At 65.6% G+C, this 19915-nt stretch carries 18 protein-coding genes; 13 read left to right on the top strand and 5 right to left on the bottom strand.

The genetic code is table 11. From position 1 onward, the window contains the following. Nucleotides 1-226 precede the first annotated feature (226 nt). From LKE06_RS10570 to LKE06_RS10560, 3 genes are all read left to right on the top strand, one after another. Nucleotides 227-1354, top strand: a complete 1128-nt coding sequence (locus LKE06_RS10570) for a DUF5938 domain-containing protein (protein ID WP_227998414.1) — start codon at nt 227-229, stop codon at nt 1352-1354. A 9-nt stretch (nt 1355-1363) separates the two neighbouring features. Then, nucleotides 1364-2896: an acyl-CoA synthetase gene (locus tag LKE06_RS10565; protein WP_227998413.1), complete on the top strand. Its 1533-nt coding sequence runs from the start codon at nt 1364-1366 to the stop codon at nt 2894-2896. A gap of 199 nt (nt 2897-3095) precedes the next feature. Then, entirely contained in the window at nt 3096-3851 is a 756-nt protein-coding gene (locus LKE06_RS10560; protein WP_227998412.1) for an SDR family NAD(P)-dependent oxidoreductase, read from the top strand. Between the two features lie 238 nt (nt 3852-4089). Here LKE06_RS10560 and LKE06_RS10555 read toward each other — a convergent pair whose 3' ends face one another. Next, a complete protein-coding gene (locus tag LKE06_RS10555) occupies nt 4090-4302 on the bottom strand; it encodes a hypothetical protein (RefSeq protein ID WP_227998411.1) in 213 nt (70 codons plus the stop codon). Between the two features lie 196 nt (nt 4303-4498). Between LKE06_RS10555 and LKE06_RS10550 the strand changes: the two genes are divergently transcribed. Next, nucleotides 4499-6607 (top strand): acyltransferase family protein, encoded by a 2109-nt coding sequence (locus LKE06_RS10550; protein ID WP_372477359.1) that lies wholly within the window; start codon nt 4499-4501, stop codon nt 6605-6607. Here LKE06_RS10550 and LKE06_RS10545 read toward each other — a convergent pair. Further along, nucleotides 6581-7828, bottom strand: a complete 1248-nt coding sequence (locus LKE06_RS10545; RefSeq protein ID WP_227998410.1) for a cation:proton antiporter — start codon at nt 7826-7828, stop codon at nt 6581-6583. The two genes, LKE06_RS10550 and LKE06_RS10545, sit on opposite strands and share 27 nt — an antisense overlap. A gap of 3 nt (nt 7829-7831) precedes the next feature. Further along, nucleotides 7832-8314, bottom strand: a complete 483-nt coding sequence (locus LKE06_RS10540; RefSeq protein ID WP_227998409.1) for a cation:proton antiporter regulatory subunit — start codon at nt 8312-8314, stop codon at nt 7832-7834. A 378-nt stretch (nt 8315-8692) separates the two neighbouring features. Between LKE06_RS10540 and LKE06_RS10535 the strand changes: the two genes are divergently transcribed. Both LKE06_RS10535 and LKE06_RS10530 read left to right on the top strand, forming a co-directional pair. Beyond that, complete coding sequence (locus LKE06_RS10535) at nt 8693-9694, top strand: adenylate/guanylate cyclase domain-containing protein (RefSeq protein WP_227998408.1); 1002 nt, start codon at nt 8693-8695, stop codon at nt 9692-9694. Between the two features lie 85 nt (nt 9695-9779). Then, entirely contained in the window at nt 9780-10574 is a 795-nt protein-coding gene (locus LKE06_RS10530) for an RluA family pseudouridine synthase (RefSeq protein WP_227998407.1), read from the top strand. A gap of 21 nt (nt 10575-10595) precedes the next feature. On the opposite strand, the gene LKE06_RS10525 is transcribed toward LKE06_RS10530, so the two are convergent. Beyond that, nucleotides 10596-11231 (bottom strand): TIGR03086 family metal-binding protein, encoded by a 636-nt coding sequence (locus LKE06_RS10525; RefSeq protein ID WP_227998406.1) that lies wholly within the window; start codon nt 11229-11231, stop codon nt 10596-10598. A gap of 87 nt (nt 11232-11318) precedes the next feature. Here LKE06_RS10525 and LKE06_RS10520 point away from each other — a divergent pair, with 87 nt between their 5' ends. Both LKE06_RS10520 and LKE06_RS10515 read left to right on the top strand, forming a co-directional pair. Further along, nucleotides 11319-11756 (top strand): MarR family winged helix-turn-helix transcriptional regulator, encoded by a 438-nt coding sequence (locus tag LKE06_RS10520; protein WP_227998405.1) that lies wholly within the window; start codon nt 11319-11321, stop codon nt 11754-11756. A 158-nt stretch (nt 11757-11914) separates the two neighbouring features. After that, a complete protein-coding gene (locus LKE06_RS10515) occupies nt 11915-12694 on the top strand; it encodes a metallophosphoesterase (RefSeq protein ID WP_227998404.1) in 780 nt (259 codons plus the stop codon). Between the two features lie 3 nt (nt 12695-12697). Here LKE06_RS10515 and LKE06_RS10510 read toward each other — a convergent pair whose 3' ends face one another. Then, entirely contained in the window at nt 12698-13756 is a 1059-nt protein-coding gene (locus LKE06_RS10510; protein WP_227998403.1) for an AraC family transcriptional regulator, read from the bottom strand. A gap of 106 nt (nt 13757-13862) precedes the next feature. Between LKE06_RS10510 and LKE06_RS10505 the strand changes: the two genes are divergently transcribed. From LKE06_RS10505 to LKE06_RS10485, 5 genes are all read left to right on the top strand, one after another. Then, complete coding sequence (locus LKE06_RS10505) at nt 13863-15329, top strand: flavin-containing monooxygenase (protein WP_227998402.1); 1467 nt, start codon at nt 13863-13865, stop codon at nt 15327-15329. A 58-nt stretch (nt 15330-15387) separates the two neighbouring features. Then, nucleotides 15388-17520 carry an ABC transporter ATP-binding protein gene (locus LKE06_RS10500; RefSeq protein ID WP_372477319.1) on the top strand — a complete coding sequence of 711 codons (2133 nt, stop codon included), beginning with the start codon at nt 15388-15390 and terminating at the stop codon, nt 17518-17520. Continuing rightward, nucleotides 17517-18254, top strand: a complete 738-nt coding sequence (locus LKE06_RS10495; RefSeq protein WP_227998401.1) for an energy-coupling factor transporter transmembrane component T family protein — start codon at nt 17517-17519, stop codon at nt 18252-18254. Before LKE06_RS10500 ends, LKE06_RS10495 begins: the two co-directional genes overlap by 4 nt. A 119-nt stretch (nt 18255-18373) precedes the next feature. Then, complete coding sequence (locus LKE06_RS10490) at nt 18374-19051, top strand: DUF1345 domain-containing protein (RefSeq protein ID WP_227998400.1); 678 nt, start codon at nt 18374-18376, stop codon at nt 19049-19051. A gap of 218 nt (nt 19052-19269) precedes the next feature. After that, nucleotides 19270-19911, top strand: coding sequence for a DUF8020 domain-containing protein (locus LKE06_RS10485; protein WP_227998399.1), 642 nt, complete (start codon nt 19270-19272; stop codon nt 19909-19911). Nucleotides 19912-19915 lie beyond the last annotated feature (4 nt).

The following is a 19915-nucleotide window of genomic DNA, read 5'->3' as shown; positions in this document are numbered from 1 at the left end:
TCGACCGGTTGTCATCGAGTGTAGACAGCCGGCCGACCATCGATTTTTGGACGGTCGTCAAATGAAATCTTGACGACTGGCCAAGAATATCTTGACGACTGTCAAAGAAATCTCTAGCGTGGCGTGGAGCACACACCGACCATGATTGTGAACTGTCTCACAAATGGTGCCCAGCCCACTCGATCTGCCGATTCCGCGGCGATCGAATCACGAGAGGACAAATCTGATGCCAACCGACAAGCGTGTCGTCGTCTACGGGGCTTCGGGGTACACCGGCCGACTCATCTGCGAGTACCTGCGCGAGTACAACATCCCGTTTCTCGCCGCCGGCCGCGATTACGGGCGGCTCCAGAGCGTGGTCGGCGCGGTGCCCGGGATCGATACGGTCGAGCACGAGATCGTCGAAGTCGAGCACAGCAAGGAGGCGCTGGTAGAGGCGTTCCGCGGCGCCGATGTGGTGCTGAACACGGTGGGTCCGTTCGCAAGGTGGGGACACGCGGTAGTGGAGGCGTGCCTGGAGATCGGTGCGCACTACACCGACACCAACGGTGAACAGAACTGGATGATCGACGTCGAGCAGAGTTACGGCAGCGAGTTCGCTGCGCAGAAGCTGGTTCTGACACCCGGTCTGGCGCAGATGTACACCATCGGTGAGATCGCAGCCAACATCTGCCTGGAGACTCCGGGGTTGGACACGCTGGACATCGAGGTGTTCTGGAAGGGGCATCCGACGGTCGCGTCGACCAACACGATCCTGACAAACGCCGCTTTCTCCAAGGCGTACTACCTCGAGCAGAACGAGTACGTGGAATGGCCGGCCGAGGATGGTGTGTATCAGGTCGTGGTTCCTGGTCAGCATGAGCTCGGGCTGGCGCTGCCGTGGGGTGGCACCTCCCATCCGGTGTGGTTCAAAAACGATCCGCGTGTGGCGAACGCGCGGGCGCTCGGAGGCGTGATCAACCGGCCCTTGATGCTGGGTGTGCCGGTGATGGTGTCTGGTGCCCTGGAGCAGATGGAGGGGAAGTCGGAGGCAGAGAAGTACCAGATCATCGATGCGGTGTCGACGTCGATCCGCAGCGAGGTACCGCCGAGGGAGAACCCGCGCATCAACACCTCGCTGGACTCGGTGTATGCCTCGGGTCCGCTGGGGCGGGTGCACTGCCTGATCCACGGCAACTGCAATTACAAGCAGACCGCGCTGCTCAATGCGTATGGTGCCGCGCATCTGCTGAAGGCGCCGCCACGGGCGGTCGGGTTCACTTCCAGCTGCCAGGCGTTCGGGCATCGGGAGTTGCTGGGCGTGCTGCGTGCCTTCGGCCTGGTGCTCGATCCGATCGTCACCGCCCACCACTGAGGTCCGACGATGCTACTCGCGGAGTATCTCGACAAGGGCGTTTCGCTGGGACGCGACGCGCCGTGCCTGACCGCCGACGGCATAACCCGAAGCTACGGTGAGGTCTACGACCAGACCGTCGCCATCGCGGGGGCGTTGCAGCACACCGGCATCGAGACCGGAGATCGTGTCGCAGTCCTGTCAGCCAACGACCCGCTGGCGTTGACCTGCGTGTTCGGGATTTCCCGGGCAGGGGCGGTCTGGTGCCCGGTCAATCCCCGCAACGAAGCTGACGAGAACAGGCAACTGTTCGACCTGTTCGGATGCCGGTTCCTGTTTTTCCAGAGCAAGTTCGCCGATCTGGTGGCACGCATCCGGGACCAACTGCCCCGGCTGCAGTGGCTGGTGTGTCTGGACGGCGAGGTCGATGGGACGGTCTCGTTCCAGCGGTGGCTGTCGGATCATCGCGCCGAACCGGAACTGGGCCGCTACCCCGAGGGCCGCGTGTGCATGCTCGCCGGCACCGGCGGAACTACCGGCAAGCCCAAGGGGGTCCGGCTGACCGAGGACAACATGATGACCTCGACGGCGCTGGCGCTGATGAGCTACCCGTTCGGGGAACGTCCTCGCTATCTGGCCTTGGCGCCGCTGACGCATTCGGCCGGGGTGCTGACCTTCCCGATCCTGAGCCTGGGCGGGGAGATCGTCATCATGACCGCGCCCGATATCGGGCAGTTCCTGGCCCTGATCGAACGCCATCGGATCACGCATGCGTTCCTGCCGCCCACGGTGATCTACGGACTGCTCGACCACCCTGCTCTCGATACCACCGACCTGTCGTCCTTACGGTGTCTGTGGTACGGAGCCGCGCCGATTTCGCCGGCACGGCTGGCGGAGGCATTGACCAGGATCGGCCCGGTCCTCGGTCAGCTGTTCGGTCAGACCGAGGCACCGAACATGATCACCACACTCGCTCCGGCTGACCACTTCCGGCCCGATGGGTCGATCGCCACCGAGCGGTTGTCGTCGGCGGGCCGGCCGACACCACTGACGACGGTGGCGATCATGGACGACCACGGAGCGTTGTTGGAGCGTGGACAACGCGGCGAGATCGTTGTGCGGGGGCCGCTGGTCATGGCCGGCTATCACGAGAATCCGCAGGCTACCGCCGAGGTGAGCGCGCATGGCTGGCACCACACCGGCGACATCGGATATCTCGACGACGACAACTTCCTCTACGTCGTCGACCGGGCCAAGGACATGATCATCACCGGCGGATTCAACGTCTACTCCGCCGAGGTCGAACAAGCGCTCCTAGACCACCCCGCAGTCAAGGAAAGCGCCGTGATCGGACTGCCCGATGAGATATGGGGGGAAAGAGTCACCGCCGCAGTGCAATTGCGGCCGGATCAGGCGGTGACGACCGACGAGCTCATCAGGTTCGTCAAATCCCGTATCGGCAGTGTCAAAGCGCCCAAGCAGATCGAGATCTGGACCGATCTCCCCCGCTCCAAAGTCGGCAAGGTTCTGAAGAACGAGGTTCGAAGCGCCATGCAGAAATGAGAGTCGCACATCGGCCATGACAACCATCACCACAGCGCGGCACTCAGCCGTTCGACTGGCCTGGTGCCGGACCCGACGGTTCGGAACCCTGAGAGGCCTGCACCGGTGAGGCCTCTCGGGTGGCCGAAGGTCGCACTAGCAACCAAAACACATTCAGACCGTCGTGATCGCAACTTGTTGAATGAAAGGAAAGAAGACAATGTCCGAATTGCAAGACAAGCGAGTGTTCGTGACCGGGTCCGGCGCCGGCATCGGTAAGGCCATCGCCACGCTGTTCGCCGAGCGCGGCGCCCGTGTGGTGGTCAGCGATATTGACAAGGATGCGGCGGCGCGGACCGCCGAACAGATCGGAGCTGCGGGTGTCGCGAACTGTGATGTTACCGACGAGGCCCAGGTACTGACCGCGATCTCGGAGACCGTCGGCATTCTCGGCGGACTCGATGTGCTGGTCAACAACGCCGGTATCGAGATCTCCTCACCGCTGCTGCAGCAATCCACGGACAGTTTCGATCGGATCTTCGCAGTCAACGTCCGTGGGGCATTCGTGGTGATGAAAGCAGCGATCGAGCATCTCGTCGCGTCGAAGGGCAACATCGTCAACATCGCCTCGATCGCCGGGGTCGGAGGCAGCCCCCTGCTCGGCTCCTACTGCGCCACCAAGGCAGCGCTCATCCAACTCACCCGCGTCGCCGCGGTCGAGATGCGGCCGAATGGTGTCCGCGTCAACGCAGTGTGTCCGGGCTTTGCCGACACCAGCATGGTCGACCGTCTGATCCCCGACTTCGAAGCTGCCACTCAGGTGCCTTTCGGCGACCTCGTGGCGGCTAAGCAGGGCCGGCTGGGCACCCCCGAGGACATCGCCGAGCTCACCGCGTTCCTGGCCTCCGACCGGGCGGCATGGATCACCGGCAGCCACTACATCCTCGACGGTGGCCTAACCGCCTCACTGGTCTGACCCCAGCGCGCGGGGCGCCGTGGACGTCGTCTGCAACCCGCCCGGATGAGGTTCAGGGGTGGTCGGAGTCCGCCGGATGACACTGGTTTTCGGGCGGACCTCCGGCACCATCTGCGGCCAGGCGACTCCGCGGGTTCATGGTCAGGGTCATCGACAGCCCGGCGAATCCGCACGTCCGACCGAGTCACGACGGCAAGTTCGGCCCGGGCGCTGCACAGGCGAGCGAGCGCTCCGCCGATCACTGAGCGTTGCCTCCAGGAATTCCCCCGGTGATCAAGGCCACATCGAAGGACGCGGCGGGATCGAGGCCGAGCATCTCGCCCACCTCCGCCGGGTTGAGCGGACCCAGCACCATCTCCCGTCCACGCTGGTGGAACGGCCGTCCATAGCTGTTGAGCGCTTCCATCATTGACAGATCAGAGCCGATGAGAACCGGCTTCGTCTCCAGCACTCGGTCCCAGGCCCGCTGGAGCAATCAATCTCGACTGCGGCCGCGTCGCGGCGCGCAGCGACGCACCACCGAGAATTGGACCGGCGTTTCCCTCACATGGTAGGAAAATTCACGTGCCGGGACTATCGATAATTTCCGCCGATGGCGGCTGTCGTCATATCGAGTGGGCAGCGTCATCGTCGCAGCGCCGCCGGGCGTGGTGACGGCAGGTTCGCTGCCATCCTCGACGGCGACCACGCGCGTCGAAACCGGCAGCACTCCCCCCCTTCGGCCTGCGGCCGCATACCGCCTCGATCTGGACGGATTGCGCGGTCTCGCGATCGCGCTCGTGGTCGTGTTCCACGTGTGGTTCGGGCGGGTGTCCGGCGGTGTGGACGTGTTCCTGGTGTTGTCGGGATTCTTCTTCACTGGACTACTTCTGCGTCAAGTGGAGTCGAGCCGTTCGGTGCGTGTGCTGTTCACCATGCGACGCACGCTGCGGCGGCTGTTACCCGCGCTCGCGGTCGTGCTCGCGGCGGTGGTGGCGGCCACGGTGGCGCTGCGGCCGTTCACCCAGTGGTCCGATATCGCCGATCAGACGCTGGCGTCGGCGTTCTACTACCAGAACTGGCATCTAGCGCTGACCTGGTCGGACTATCTGGCGGCCGATCCTTCGGTGAGCCCGCTGCAGCATTTGTGGTCGATGGCAGTACAAGGCCAGTTCTATGTGGCCGTTGTGCTGCTGGTCGCGGCGCTGACCTGGGCCTGTGAGCGGCTGGGGCATTCGTGGGCATTGCGGCCGGTGCTGGCGCTGACGGTCGCGGTGCTGGCAGTGCTGTCGTTCGTCTACGCCGACAACGGTTCCGCCGCGCATCAGGGCTGGAACTACTACGACAGTTTCGCGCGGGCCTGGGAACTGCTCGCCGGAGCGCTACTCGCGATTGCCGTGCCGTGGCTTTCGGTGCCTCGGGTGCTGCGCGTGGTGCTCGCGGTGGCCGGTCTGGCCATTGTCGGGGCGTGCGGCTTCCTCGTCGACGGCGCCAACCGTTTTCCCGGACCCGCCGCGCTGCTGCCGGTGGGCGCCGCGGCGGCGCTGATCGTGGCCGGAAACAATCTCGAGTTGGCGTCGCGGCCGTTCGCGCTGCGAGCGCTCGCGTCGCGGCCGATGGTCGAGCTCGGTGCGTTGTCGTACTCCTTGTATCTGTGGCATTGGCCGATTCTGATCTTCTTCCTGTTCGAGAGCGGCGCGTCGACGGCCGGGTTCGTCGGCGGGTTCGGAGTTATCGCCGTCTCGTCGGTATTGGCGTACGCGACCCAGCATTTCGTCGAGGAACCGCTGCGGTTGCGGTCGAAACAACCGTCCCCGATGACGATGCGGTACCGGCGCGGCGTGGGCGTGGCGGTATCAACGGTCGGGGTGATCGCGATCGGTCTCGGGATGACGTGGCATGTGGCGATGAGCGCGCATCCACCACAGCTGGTCGGTTACCTGAACCCGGCGCAGTATCCGGGCGCGGAGGCCCTGGCCAGTGGCGCCCACGTGCCGCAGGCTCCGATGCGCCCATCGGTTTTCGAGGCACCGGCCGAACTGCCCTACCCCACCACCGACGGCTGCATCGCGGACTGGGATACCCGTGAGGCGATCACCTGCACCTACGGCGATGCCGCCGCCGAACGCACCATGGCGGTGGTCGGCAGCTCACACGCGGAGCATTGGATTCCCGCGCTGGTGGAACTCGCCAATGAGCACCACTTCCGGATCCAGGTGTATCTGAAGATGGGCTGCCCGCTCACGGTCGCCAACGACCCGAGCTACAAGGGTGAGCCGATCCCGGATTGCCATGACTGGTCGCGGGAGGTGATCGATCTCCTCGGCGAACAACGCCCCGACTGGGTTTTCACCACCGGAACCCGTCCCCGCGACGACGCGGGCGACGAAACTCCGCAGGACTACCTCGACGTGTGGACCGAGCTGTCGGACCGTGGCCTCAATGTGATCGCCATCCGCGACACTCCCTGGTTACGGCGCGACCAGGTGCGCTACCGTGCCGCCGACTGCCTGGCCAAAGGCGGTGACAGAATCGGCTGCGGTATGAGTCGCGACTACGCGCTCGACCCGGTCAACCCGGCCGCCGCACCAGCGGCATCCTTCCCGAATGTCTTCCCACTCGACCTGACCGACGCCATCTGCGAAACCGACGTCTGCCCGGTCGCCGAGGGCAATATCCTCATCTACCACGACGAACACCACCTCACCACGAGCTACTCGCGCTCGCTGGCCCCCGAGCTGGGCCGGCAGTTACACCCGATCCTCGGATGGTGGTGAACCGACCGAATCCGGCTGTGGGGCCTGCGGTTCGACCGCTGGGCGGGCCGGGACGGGACGGCGGCTCAGAATGCCGAGGACCGGTTCGACCACGCGGGCGGCGATGGGGCCTGCGACGGCCATGATCAGGACGTATGTGGTGGCCATTGCGGTGAACTCGCTGGGGACCGCGCCCGCGGCGACGGCCAATCCCGCGATGACGATCGAGAACTCGCCGTGGGCAACCAGCGCCGTTCCGGCGCGGGCGCGACCGTAGCGCGATGCCCCGGTCTGTTTGGCGGCCCACCAGCCGGTCGCCAGCTTGGTGACGGTAGTGACAACCGCCAGCAGGCACGCCCACCCGAGGACGGGTGGAATGCTCGCGGGATCGGTTGTGAGCCCGAACAATACGAAGAACATCGCGGCGAACAGATCGCGCAGTGGCTCCAGGATTTTCATCGCGTTATGCGCGGTCGAATCCGAGATCGCGATACCGAGCAGGAACGCGCCGACCGCCGCTGACACCTGTACCGCCGATGCGAAACCGGCGACAAGCAATGCCGCGCCGAGCAGTTTGAGCAGGAAGATTTCGCGGTCGTCGCTGGCGACCACCGCCGAGACGTATTTGCCGTAACGCAGTGCGACCACCAGCACCACGGTCACCGCGACCAGGGCGATAGCGAGAGTCTTCAGCCCGGTCAGGAAGCCGACACCGGCGAGCACCGCGGTCAACACCGGCAGATAGCCGGCCATAACCAGATCCTCGAACACCAGGATCGATAGGATCACCGGCGTCTCCCGGTTACCAAGTCGCCCGAGGTCGTTCAGTACCTTCGCGACAATGCCGGAGGACGAGATATAGGTGACGCCCGCCATCGCGATCGCTCCGGTGAAACCCCACCCCAGACCGATCGCCACCAGTACTCCGGGTGTCGCATTGAGTGCGATGTCCAGCAGCCCGGCCTGCCATGATCTTCGCATCCCGGTAACCAGTTCCGAGGCACTGTATTCCAAGCCGAGCAGCAGCAGGAGCAGCACCACGCCGATCTCGCTGGCCATGTGGATGAACTCATCCACATCGCTCAGCGCGACGAACCCACCATTGCCGAATACCAAACCGCCGATGAGATAGAACGGGATGGGCGACATCCCGACTCGAGCGGCCAGCCGCCCGAGCAGACCGAGACCAAAAAATACCGCGCCCAGCTGAATCAGCGCGAGCGCGGTTCCCTCTAACACCATCGATCAGCCGCGGCTCAGGATCTGGGCGGCGGCGTCCAGCCCGGCCGCGGTGCCGACGATGACGAGCAGATCGCCCGCGCCGAAAGTGAAATCCGGACCCGGCGAGGCGATCACCTGTCCGGCGCGCATCACCGCGACGATGGAAGCCTTTGTTCTCGTGCGCATTTCGGTCTCACCGAGCACTCGCCCGTTATAGGGCGAGCTCCGCGTGATCGGGAACTGGCGGGTGTTGACTCCCTCCAGGTCGCTGTGCTCGGCGCGCAATCGCGCCACCAATTGCGGCGCTCCGAGCAGGTTCGCCAACGCGGCCGCCTCGTTCGCCGACAGCGCCAACTGCTCGGTGACATCCGGGTCATCGGCCTTACTCAAAATCAGATCCAAGGTGCCGTCTCGATGATCGATGACCCCGATCCGGCGCCGCCCGCTCTTGATCGGAAAGTCCTTACGCACACCGATCCCCGGTAACAATGTCACCTCAACATTCACCCCTCGACCATAACTACCCCACCCGAGTCCCCCGACCGGTGGGCGATTTGCCCAAATCTTATCGCACCGCACCTGCACGTTTCACGCCGCCTCCGCGCCGCGCGACCAACACGGCGCAACACCGCACCTCTCGGCCAGCCAGCACACAGCGGCCCGGATCAGCGAGAATGACCGGCCACCACATTCCGGTCGCCTCCATTGACCAACCGACTGATCTCCCCACGTCGCCCACTGGAGCAGGCCCGATGCCGGAGTTCCCCTCGCGACGGTACGAACTTGCCCCATCGGTCCGAGCGCTTCTGGCCTGCTAACCGCACAGTGGCGGTCCGCTGTCCGGAAGGGTCCACTGACCAGCGGGTTGGCCGTAAGGTACCGGCCATGGTTCCCACCGAGAATTCGGAGTTGGTGCAGTCGGTCGTGGAGTCGTATCTGCTCGACGGGCCACGCCGGTATAACCGGCGCGAGGTCGCCGAGCGGTCCGGGACGTCGACCGAGCTCACGCAACGGCTTTGGACCGCGCTCGGGTTTCCGGCGGTACGCGAAGACGATGCGGTCGACTACACGGACGCCGATATCGCCGCGGTCCATAACTTCCGCACCTTGAACGTGCTGTCGGCCAGTAGTGCCAGACACCAGGCGGCGACGGCGCGCACGCTGGGGCAAGGTATGGCGCGTCTGGCGGAGTGGCAGGTCGATCTGGTGCTCGCGGAAATCACCGAGCGCATCGCCGGGGCCGATCCCACCGCGGACCCCGGCGAGACCGCCCGCGCCGCCACCGAGGCTGCCATCGACACCCTCGAGAAGCTCAACGCCTACGCCTGGCGTCGCCATCTCGCCGCCGCGTTGGCCAGATCGCTCGACGAGGGCACCACCGCGGGCGATTCCGTGCGGGAATTGGCGGTCGGCTTCGCCGATATGGTCGGTTACACCCGCCTGACCAGGCACCTGCATCCAGACGAGCTCTCGATGCTGCTGGAGGCGTTCGAATCCACCACAACCACCGCGATCACCGAGAACGGTGGTTGGGTGATCAAGAATGTCGGCGACGAGGTGATGTTCGCCGCGGAGAACCCCGCCGACGCCGCCAGAATCGCGCTGGCCATCCAGGAGTCGACGATGATGGTCGGCGGCACCCCAGACCTGCGCGTCGCGGTGGCATACGGCCCCGTCCTGCAACGCTTCGGCGACCTATACGGCTCAGTGGTGAATATCGCGGCCCGCCTCACCGGCGTAGCCCGCCCCGGCAGCGTCATGATCGACGACACCGCCGCCGCCGCCCTCGACGGCGACCCCGAATTCGACATCCGCAACCTGCGCAGCGTCCGAGTCCGCGGCTTCAACCGCTTACGCCCCCACGTCCTGCGCCGCGGGCACCGATAATTCGCCACGAGCGGACCTGGTGGAGAGGTCTTCTCGATGTTCGCCGCGGCCATGTACCACTCACCGCCGGGTTTAAGGTTTTGAGGTGGATGTGGATTGGGTGTGGTTGCGGGAGCGGTGCTCGGTGGTGGAGGACGCGGCTGTTATCGCGTTGAACAAGCCCGCGGGTATCTCTGTCACCGGGGAGCGGCACGATGTCGACATTGTCGAGGCCGCGGCCGCGGCGGGCGAGACGCTGTATCCGGTACATCGGATCGACAAGGTGACCTCGGGGTTGGTGTTGTTCGCCAAGGAACTCGGCGCGCACGGACAGCTGACCAGGCAGTTCAACAAACAGACCGCACGCAAGGTGTACCTGGCCATCGTCCCGTCGGCGGGGCTGCCCGATCACGGTGTCATCGACCTGCCGCTCAGTGTCGGACGCAAGAACCGAGTCCGCATCGCCGCGCCACGCGAGAGCATTCGCCGCCAGGGCGACCGCTGGTTCGTCGAGGCGACAGACCTATTGGATACCAAGAACTATCCCTCGGTCACCGAGTTCACGACCATCCACCACAGCGGCGAACACACGGTCCTCGCACTGCGCCCGATCACCGGCCGTCGTCACCAGATCCGCGTGCACCTGGCCTGGATCGGCCACCCAATTCTCGGTGATCCACTGTTCGACAAATCGAATAGCTGCGACCGGACCCACCTGCACTCCTGGCGCCTCGGGCTCGCCGCCCCCTGGCGCACTCCCCCGGAACTGACGCTGGAAGCAACGCCCGGCCCGGACTTCTGGCGACCCGTGCACGCCGATTCTTTCGACCCCACCGCGATCCTGAACCGAGCCGACAAACTCTTGGGAGACAACGAATCACCGAGTGACGCAAGCGCATAACGGCGTGTCGGACACGGCGTGCTACTGCGGCCAAGCTGGGGAACGGCCGAGCATGGCGACGATGCCGTCGAGGCCGGAAGCTCCGGACCACTCGACTTCCGGCGCGAACGCGGAGCCGGGGGTCAGGCGGACGGTTCCGCCGGGAACGGCCTCGGCCACCTGGAGCGCGGCTTTGAGCAGTTCGTCGTCGAAAGTCACTGCCCTGCCGAGGGTTCGGGCGACGTCCCACGAATGTACGACGTAGTCGATGAAATGAAAGCTGATCGCCTGGGCTCCGGGGAACAGGTAGCGGCGACTGAATTCTGGTAGCGGAAACTCGCGGTCGAGTACGCCGTCCTCGGCGAAAGCCGCGATGACATGTTCGGCGGCGGCGCGGTAGTCGGCCGCGGGGTCGTCACCGAGCGGGCGCGGCTTCCACAGCACCGGATCCTGGTCGCCACGCGCCGCGGCCGCGAATCCGTAGTGCTGGGCGATCATGTGCGTCAGCAGGCCGTGCAGTGTCCAGTCCGCGCATGGCGTCGGCTTGGACAGGTCTGCTCGCGTGACATGGGCGACCAGATCGATGCTGGTGCGGACGGCTTCAGTGTTGAACGCGACGAGATCGACCTCGTCGACGGCCCGCACGTGGACATCGCGGGTATCTGAATCAGTGGCCATCAGTGGTCCTCTCGATAGAGTCCTAATCATAAGCGCACGCTTATCGTAAGCTCACGCTTACAATAAGCCAAGCAGTACTTTCAATCCATGCCCGAAGCCAAGCGACCCGATCTGGCCGCGATGATGGCCCCGCTCGCCCGCGCGCTCACCGCGGCGGAACTGCCCGTGCTCGAACGCCACGACCTGACGATGTGGGGTTATGCGGTGTTACTCGGACTCGGCGACCAGCCCGTCTACACCCAGGCCGCGCTGGCGAAGGCGATTCGTGCCGACAAGACCCGCATCATCGGCGTCCTCGACGACCTTCAGCAGCGCGGCCTCATCCGACGTGACCCCGACCCGGCCGATCGCCGCGCGCGACTGGTATCACTCACCCCCGCCGGCCGCACCACCCGCGACCGGGCACAACGCGAGATCCGGGAACAGGAAGAAATCCTGCTGGCGCAGCTGCCCGCGGCAGACCGCCGCACCTTCCTTCGTTGCTTGCAAACGCTGTGGGCCTCGAACACGGACCGACCGGACTGATCGTGCCTCCGGTCACTTTCCGACCAGGTGCCACCGTGGCGTGTCGAGACTCACGGCGACGGGTAATGCGCAGGTCAACTAGCCTGATGACGTGCCGCGAACGCGACGCGGGCACACCCTGACGCAACGGAGCGATCCCCCAGAGAAAGCGAACGCCGATGATCCTGTTGGCTCAGGTCAGCGATACCCATTTCGATCTCGGCGCCCGCAACGCCGAACGCGTCGAGCGGGTGATGGCCTATCTCGCCGATCTGCGCCGACGACCCGATGCCATCCTGCTGACCGGCGACATCACCGACTCCGGCCAGCCGGACCAGTACGCCGAGGCGCGGATGGCATTGCAAGCCGATATCCCGGTGTATTCGATACCGGGTAACCACGACGACCGCGCCGCCTTCCGTATCGCGCTGCTGGGCGAACCGGCGTCTACCGCACCGATCAACCATGTGCACCGCGTCGGCGAATTGACCGTCGTACTGCTGGATTCGAGCATCCCCGGCGAGCCCGCCGGGCGACTGACCGACGAGACCTACGACTGGCTGCGCGGAGCACTCGCCGACGCCCCCGCCGACGGGCCGATACTGCTGGCACTGCACCACCCGCCCGCTCATCTGTTCAGCCCCGTCATCGATGAGATCTCGCTGATGGAACCGGACCGCCTCGCCGAAATCGTCGCCGCCGATCAACGCATCGTCGGCGTCGTCAGCGGCCACGCCCACTCCTCGGTGGCCACGACCTTCGCCGGACGCCCCCTGCTGGTAGCCCCGAGCACCGCGTCGGTACTGGGCGGCGAATGGGAACTCGACTTGCCCGACCACGTCATGGACTATGCCCCCGATCCCGCGGTCGCCCTGCATGTCATCGACGAAAACAACCGCATGACAACGTATTTCCGTAGCATCCCGATGGGCGGCTGGCTCGGCGTACAGCCGCTGTAGCGGCTATCTGCGCGGCACTCGCGCGCGACGGTAGGCCGCCGGGGTGGCACCGGTCCAGCGCCTGAACGCGAAAATGAAGGTCGAGGCTTCCGCGTAACCGAGTCGGATCGCCACGTCGCTCACCGAAAGCGGTGTGGCCGTGAGCATTTCCTCGGCGAGTGCGCGGCGCACCTCGTCCAGCAGGGCGCGATAGCTGGTGCCCGCGATGTCGAGGCGGCGGCGCAGGGTGCGGGTGCTCATATTGAGATTGCTTGCGACGGTATCGATTCCGGCTGGCGCGGTGAAGCCCTTCGCGCCACCGGGCACCAGCAGTTCACGCACCTCGGCGGCGATACCGGTGCGAGCGCGACGCCGGTCGACCAGGTCACGGCATTGAGCGAGACACATCGCCCAGGTGTGTTCGTTCGCCTGCGGCAGTGGCTGTTCCAGCATCGCCGGGTCGAAGGAGAACAGGTTCTGCGCTCGCCCGAATCGAGGATGAACCCCGAACGCGTCGGTGAGCATGTCGACGTATGCCGGTTCGGCGGAACGAAATTCGGCGCGCGCGAGCGGCAGCGGTTTACCCAATAGATCGCTCAGGACCTGATGCATCGCGCCGACATCGCGCTCCACCAGAAACTGGCGAACATCGGTGGGGATCGATTCGTCGTGCACCCACGCGACGAATTCTCCGGAACGCCATTCGGCGACAGGAAGGCAGAAAGTGAAACTCAGCTCCAGATAACGCAGCGCGAACCCGATCGCCTCACCCAGCGTCGGGCTGCTCACGCAGGCGAAGCCGAAGATGCCGAAGGTCGTGATGCGGTAGCGGCGACCGACCTCGATGCCGAACGCGGGGCGGTCGGCGAGTTCGCGCACCAGATTGCGGACCACGGCGAGCTCGATATACGCATCGATCTGGGCGTCGGGGTCGCGCAGCATCGCCTCGGTGAGTCTGGTCCCGGCGAGCATCCGGGTCGCGGGCACGCCGTGTTCGCCGGCGTAGCCGACCATCAGCGCCACGCTCGCTATTCCGCGGGGAAAATTCCAGTCGCGGATTCCCGGATCCTGTACCCGCTCCACACCGCCATTATGGCCGAAAATCTCGATCCGCCGACCGCGAATACCAGCGCCAACGCGCCGGACGGTCCTACAGTGGGGTCAGACGAAAAACTGTGAGAGGTGTCACATGAATGCTGGCAACCGGCCGTCGGTCATCATCATCGGATCCGGTTTCGGCGGCATCGGAATGGCCATAGAGCTGCGGCGCAGCGGTTTCGACGACATCACCATTCTGGAACGGGCCGACGACATCGGTGGCGTCTGGCGGGAGAACACCTATCCCGGCGCCGCCTGCGATGTGCCCTCACCGCTGTATTCGTTCTCCTACGAGCCCAAGCCGGACTGGCCACAGCGCTATTCGGGCCAAGCCGCCATTCACGACTACCTACACGGCGTCGCGGACCGACATCGACTGCTACCGCACATCCATTTCGGGGCCGAGGTCGCCGACGCCGAGTTCGATGACACCTCCGGCCGGTGGACCGTCCGGACGACCGACGGAATCTCGCGCACAGCCGAGGTCCTGATCCCCGCTGTCGGCCAGTTGTCGCGGCCCGCCCTGCCCGACCTCCCCGGCATCGACACCTTCGCCGGCCGCAGCTTCCACTCCGCCGAATGGGATCACACCGTCGAGTTGACCGGAAAGCGAGTGGCCTGCATAGGAACCGGCGCGAGCGCGATTCAATACATTCCCGAGATCCAGCCGCGGGTCGAACACCTCACCCTGTTCCAGCGCACCCCCGCCTGGGTGCTGCCGAAATTCGACACCGACTACAGGCCCATTCAGCACAAACTCTTCGCGCGACTGCCCGGCGCGCTGCTCGCCGAGCGATTCGGCTGGTGGGCTGCCACCGAATTCGTGGCGCTCGGGTTGGTCGAAATTCCGCGCATCGCCTCCGCGGTGGGCGCTGTCGCGATGCGGCACCTGAACAAGCAGGTCAGCGATCCGGCATTGCGCGCCAAGCTCACCCCCGACTACCCCATCGGATGCAAACGCGGACTGTTCTCCAACGACTACTTCCCCGCGCTCACCCAGCCGAACGCGTCCGTGCAGACCGCGGCGATCACCGAAATCACCCCCGCGGGCCCGCGCACCGCCGACGGCACCGTGCACGAGGCCGATGTGATCATCTACGGGACCGGATTCAAGGGCACCGAATTCCTTTGGCCTATCACGATTTACGGCCGCGGCGGCCGTAAACTCTCCGATGCGTGGCAAAGCGGCGCGCATGCCTACTACGGCATCACTGTGCCCGAGTTCCCGAATCTGTTTCTGATCTACGGCCCGAACACCAACCTCGGCGTCGGCTCGATCGTCTACATGATCGAATCGCAGGCCCGCTATATCCGGCAGGCCGTCGAACTGCTGGCCGCCCGCCCCGGCCACAGTCTGGAAGTGCGCGCGGACCCCGAGCAGCGGTTCAACACCGCCCTGCAGCAACGCCTGGACAGGACACCATGGAATTTCTGCTCCAGCTGGTACCGCAATGCCTCCGGCCGGATCACCAACAATTGGCCGGGCACCCAGATCAGCTACCGGCGCCGCATTCGCCGGGTCAAAGCGGCCGACTACCGCCTCACACCCACCTCCTGAACCATATAGCCATGCGCATCCGCGCAACCGTTACAGGTAAGGCTGGCAGACTTGTTGCGTGAGTGATCTGCCCCCAGCAACCGGCCCCCGCAAGCGCGGAGCGCTGAGCTCAACCGAGCGCGGAGCGCTGCGCCCAATCGAGTTGGCTACCGGTGCGGTGCTGGGCGGTGTCACGGTCGGACTGGTCACCATCGGATCGGTGATTCCGTTCGCCGCCGGACTACAACTCGTGGCGGCGGTGCCGCTCGGCATGCTCGCGCACCGCTATCGGCTGCGGGCTCTGGTCACCGCCACTATTGCGGCGGCGCTGGTCACCTTCGTCGCGGCGGGTATCGCGCCCGCGATCGGACTGGTGAGCTCGGCCACCCTCGCGGGCATTATCGGCACGGTGAAACGGCGCGGGGGTGGGCTGGTCACCGTGCTCGGACTGTCTTTGCTCGTCGGACTGGTCTGGGCGTCGTTCGCGGTCGGGTCGCTGCTGGTGTTCTCCCGCTCCCGCGATCTGCTGTTCGACAGCATCCGCAATACTGCCCACGGCGTCGAAAACCTCGCGGCACGTCAGACCTTGCTGGAGCCGCTGGGACGGGTCGTCAGCGATCTGACCGATTCGATACTTGCCTCGTGGTGGATTTGGATCGCGGTGACCGTCACCGCCGGAGTCGTCGGGACCGCGGTGTTCTCCTGGTACGTGCTCGGTTCGGTCCTGGACCGGCTGACCGGTCTACCCGGCCGCGACCGGCTCGACGCGCCACCGGATAACCGCCCCGTGGCCCCCCTTCCGGTGACGCTGCGCGATGTCACCTTCCGCTACCCCGGTGCGGCGGGCAACTCGTTGCAAGATGTCGAGCTCACGGTGGACATCGGCGAGTTCGTTGCGGTCGTCGGCCACAACGGTTCCGGCAAATCCACGCTCACCCGATTGCTCGCCGGACTCGCGCCCACCTCGGGCATCGTGCACCGACCGGGCTCGGCCGGCCTCGGCGCGCTGGGCGGCACCGCGCTGGTGCTGCAACGTCCCGAGAGTCAGACCCTCGGTGTGCTGGTCGCCGACGACGTGGTGTGGGGCCTTTCGGAGGAACTCGCCGCTGACGTCGATATCGACGGACTGTTACGCGAGGTCGGCCTGGACGGCTTGGGAGACAGGGAGACCGCCACCCTGTCCGGCGGCCAGCAGCAGCGGCTGGCAGTCGCGGCGGCACTGGCTCGGCGTCCGGCACTGCTCATCGCCGACGAAGCGACCTCGATGATCGATCCCGACGGCCGCCGCGATCTCGTCGGCCTGCTCGCCGGGTTACCGAAACACCACAACATGGCGGTGGTGCTGGTGACACATCACGAGGCCGACGCCGACGCCGCCGATCGGGTCGTGCACCTATCGAGCGGGCGCACCGTCGAACGCTTGCCCGCCTGGCCCGCACCGGTACGCCTGCCACGCCGCAGCGCGATGGGCGATTCGATCCTGGAACTGCGCGATATCCATCACACCTACAATCGTGGAACCCCCTGGGAGGCACCGGCTTTGCACGGTGTCGATCTTTCGGTCCACCGCGGCGAGGCGCTACTTGTCGTGGGCGGCAACGGCTCCGGCAAATCCACACTCGCCTGGGTCATAGCCGGATTGATCGAGCCGAGCTCCGGCCGGTGCGAACTCGACGGCAAGCCGATCGCTAAACGGATCGGCCACGTGGCGTTGGCGTTCCAGCATTCCCGGCTGCAACTACAGAAGCAGACCGTCGGGGCCGAGATCGCCGATTGGGGTGGCCGGGCCACCGGGTCCGGCGCGGTGGGACGGGCACTGGACGCCGTCGGCCTCGATCGCAGGCTTGCCGCCAACTCCATCGAGGAACTCAGTGGCGGGCAGGCCAAGCGGGTGGTGCTGGCGGCGATCGTGGCCAGTCACCCACAGGTTGTCGTGCTTGACGAACCGTTGGCCGGTCTCGATCCCGAGGGGCGCGCCGATGTCGTCGAACTGCTTGCCCGCCTTCGCGATTCGGGTCACACCTTGATCATCATCTCGCATGACGTCGACGATTTGGCCGGCGTGTGTGACCGGACGGTGCACCTGCGAGCCGGGCGAATCCTCGGCGCCGAGCCGGTGCCCGCCGGTGCGAGCAGCTCGGCCGCCGCGACGCACCGCCCCGATTCGCAACCCGCCACCGCCTGGCGACTCGAGCATGGAGGGCAATCATGAGCACCGTGCTCTTCCGTGAGGTACCGATAGCAAGCCCGATCCACAACCTATGGGCGGGTACCAAAATAATCGCGGCTTTCCTGATCAGCCTCGTACTGATGTTCGTGCCATCCTGGCCGGTACTCGGCGTGATGGTCGCTTTCCTGCTGCTGGTCGGGGTGCTCGCCCGGCTGCCGATCGGCACCCTGCCACGGCTGCCCTGGTGGTTCTGGGGCCTGCTCGGCATCGGCGCGCTCACCAATGTGCCGATCGGCGGCGCCGCGGTGTTGCGTTATGCCCAGATCGTGGCCCTCGGCCTGATCATGGTCGCCGCCTCGTTCATGATCGCCTGGACCACGCCGATGGGTGATATCGCACCTGCGCTCGCGAGGATGGGGGCTCCACTGCGCAAGTTGCGGGTGCCGGTGGACGAATGGGCCGTCGTGGTCGCCCTCACCCTGCGTGGCCTGCCGCTACTCATGGACGAGATGCGGGTGCTGCGTGCGGCCCGGAAACTCCGCCCCAAACCCGATATGGTCCATCGCGCCGCAGAGAACCCGCTGATCGACATTCTCACCGCCGCGATGGCGGTATCCACCCGCCGCGCGGGCGAGCTGGGCGAAGCCATCACCGCGCGCGGCGGCACCGGTCAGCTCACCGCCCATCCCAGCTCCCCCGGCCGCAACGACGTGATCGCACTGGCCACTGTCGTCGCGATCTGTCTCGGTTGCGTCGCACTCGGACTATTGCTGTAACCGCTGGAATCGGCGGACTCAATGGGAACCCATCACCGGGCCAGCCGTCACGTGACCACACCGGCCGCGCTGCGCGCCGAACAGCCGAATCGGCCTGAGGCGGAGGGATACTGGCCGGTGTGACCGATAGCGACGACGACGTTCCGGCCTGGCAGCGACGCACGGCCGGTGAGTCGCGGGTCGGAGCCAGCGTCGCGGTGCTGAGCATTGTGACCCTCCAGGTCATGCTGCCCAATCAGTTCCTGCCGCAACCCGCCTGGTTGTTGCCATTGTTCGAGGTGGTGCTACTGGTGGTACTGCTGGTGGCCAATCCGATTCGGATCAACCGCGAGGAGACGTGGCTGCGCTGGGCCGGCCTCGGCCTGTGTGCGGTGCTGGCGTTGGCGGCGGCTTGGTCGGTGGTTCGACTGGTGGGCGGAATCATCGATGGCACCCTCAGCGACGAGCCCGCGAAACTCCTCGCGTCCGGTGGCGCGATCTGGCTGACGAACGTGGTGGTATTCGGACTGGGCTACTGGGAGTTCGATCGCGGCGGACCCGCCGCGCGGGCGCACGCGCGAAAGCCGTTGCCGGACTTCCTGTTCGTGCAGATGCAGAATCCCGAGTTGTCACGGCCGGACTGGGAGCCACAGTTCATGGACTATCTGTATCTGTCGTTCACCAACGCGACCGCGTTCAGCCCGACCGATGTGATGCCGATGTCGCGGTGGGCCAAGGCGCTGATGATGGCGCAGTCCGCGATCTCACTCGTTCTCGCGGCGATGGTGATAGCTCGCGCGATCAACGTTTTGCACTAGCAGCACTCGCCAGCGATATAGCCAACCACTACAACGAAATTCACGATCCAAGCGGGAGAGAATAACCACTCAATTCTCGCTCTGAACGCGCTTTCGCGCGGTACCTTACTTCGGCTAGCGTTGTCTGGATCGCATCATGTCTCCGCACGGAGACGGAAACTCTCGGCGGGTGGGGTGTTCGGTAGGGCGTCACACCTGATGAAGATTGGAACACCGAAATGATCTTCCGCACGATCACTGCCGCCACCATCCCGATCATTGCCACCGTCGCTGTCGGTGCGGGCACCGTACACGCGCAGTCGGCCCCCGCGACCGACATCGGATACCAAGCGAATTTGGTAGGCGACACCATCGTCACCACACTGACCAACGGCGTGTTCGAGGTGACGGGCGATACCGTCGAAATCAAGGATATGGCGGGCAATACTGTCGTCACGCTGCCGCTGTCGTTCCGGCAGGACGGCGTCGAGTTCCCGATGCCGCACGCGATCGCGGACGCGGGCCGGGTGCTCGAGTTGACCCCGGTGCGAGATGTCACCCGTGCACGGCCCGCACCACTGACGCCGGTCGCCTCGCCCGCGGAGAACCAGCGGGCCCAGGATTCATTCCTGACGCAGTTCACAATCGCCACTGCGATAGGCGCTTTCATCGGCACGGTAATCGGCGCGGTGGTCGGGCTGGCCGGCATTTTCGCCGGACCAACCGTAATCGCCAGCGTTGTCGCGGGCGCGGCCATCGGCGGAGTCATCGGCACCATCGTGGTCGGCGGCCCCACGCTCGTGATCGCGGGCATCGATCTGATCGGCACCCTGGCGGCCCAGCCGGGAACCACCACATGGATGGACACCACCGGTCGTTAGGGCG

Source organism: Nocardia australiensis (genome assembly GCF_020733705.1).
GTDB lineage: Bacteria > Actinomycetota > Actinomycetes > Mycobacteriales > Mycobacteriaceae > Nocardia > Nocardia australiensis.
This window is presented reverse-complemented; position numbering and strand designations above follow the sequence as displayed.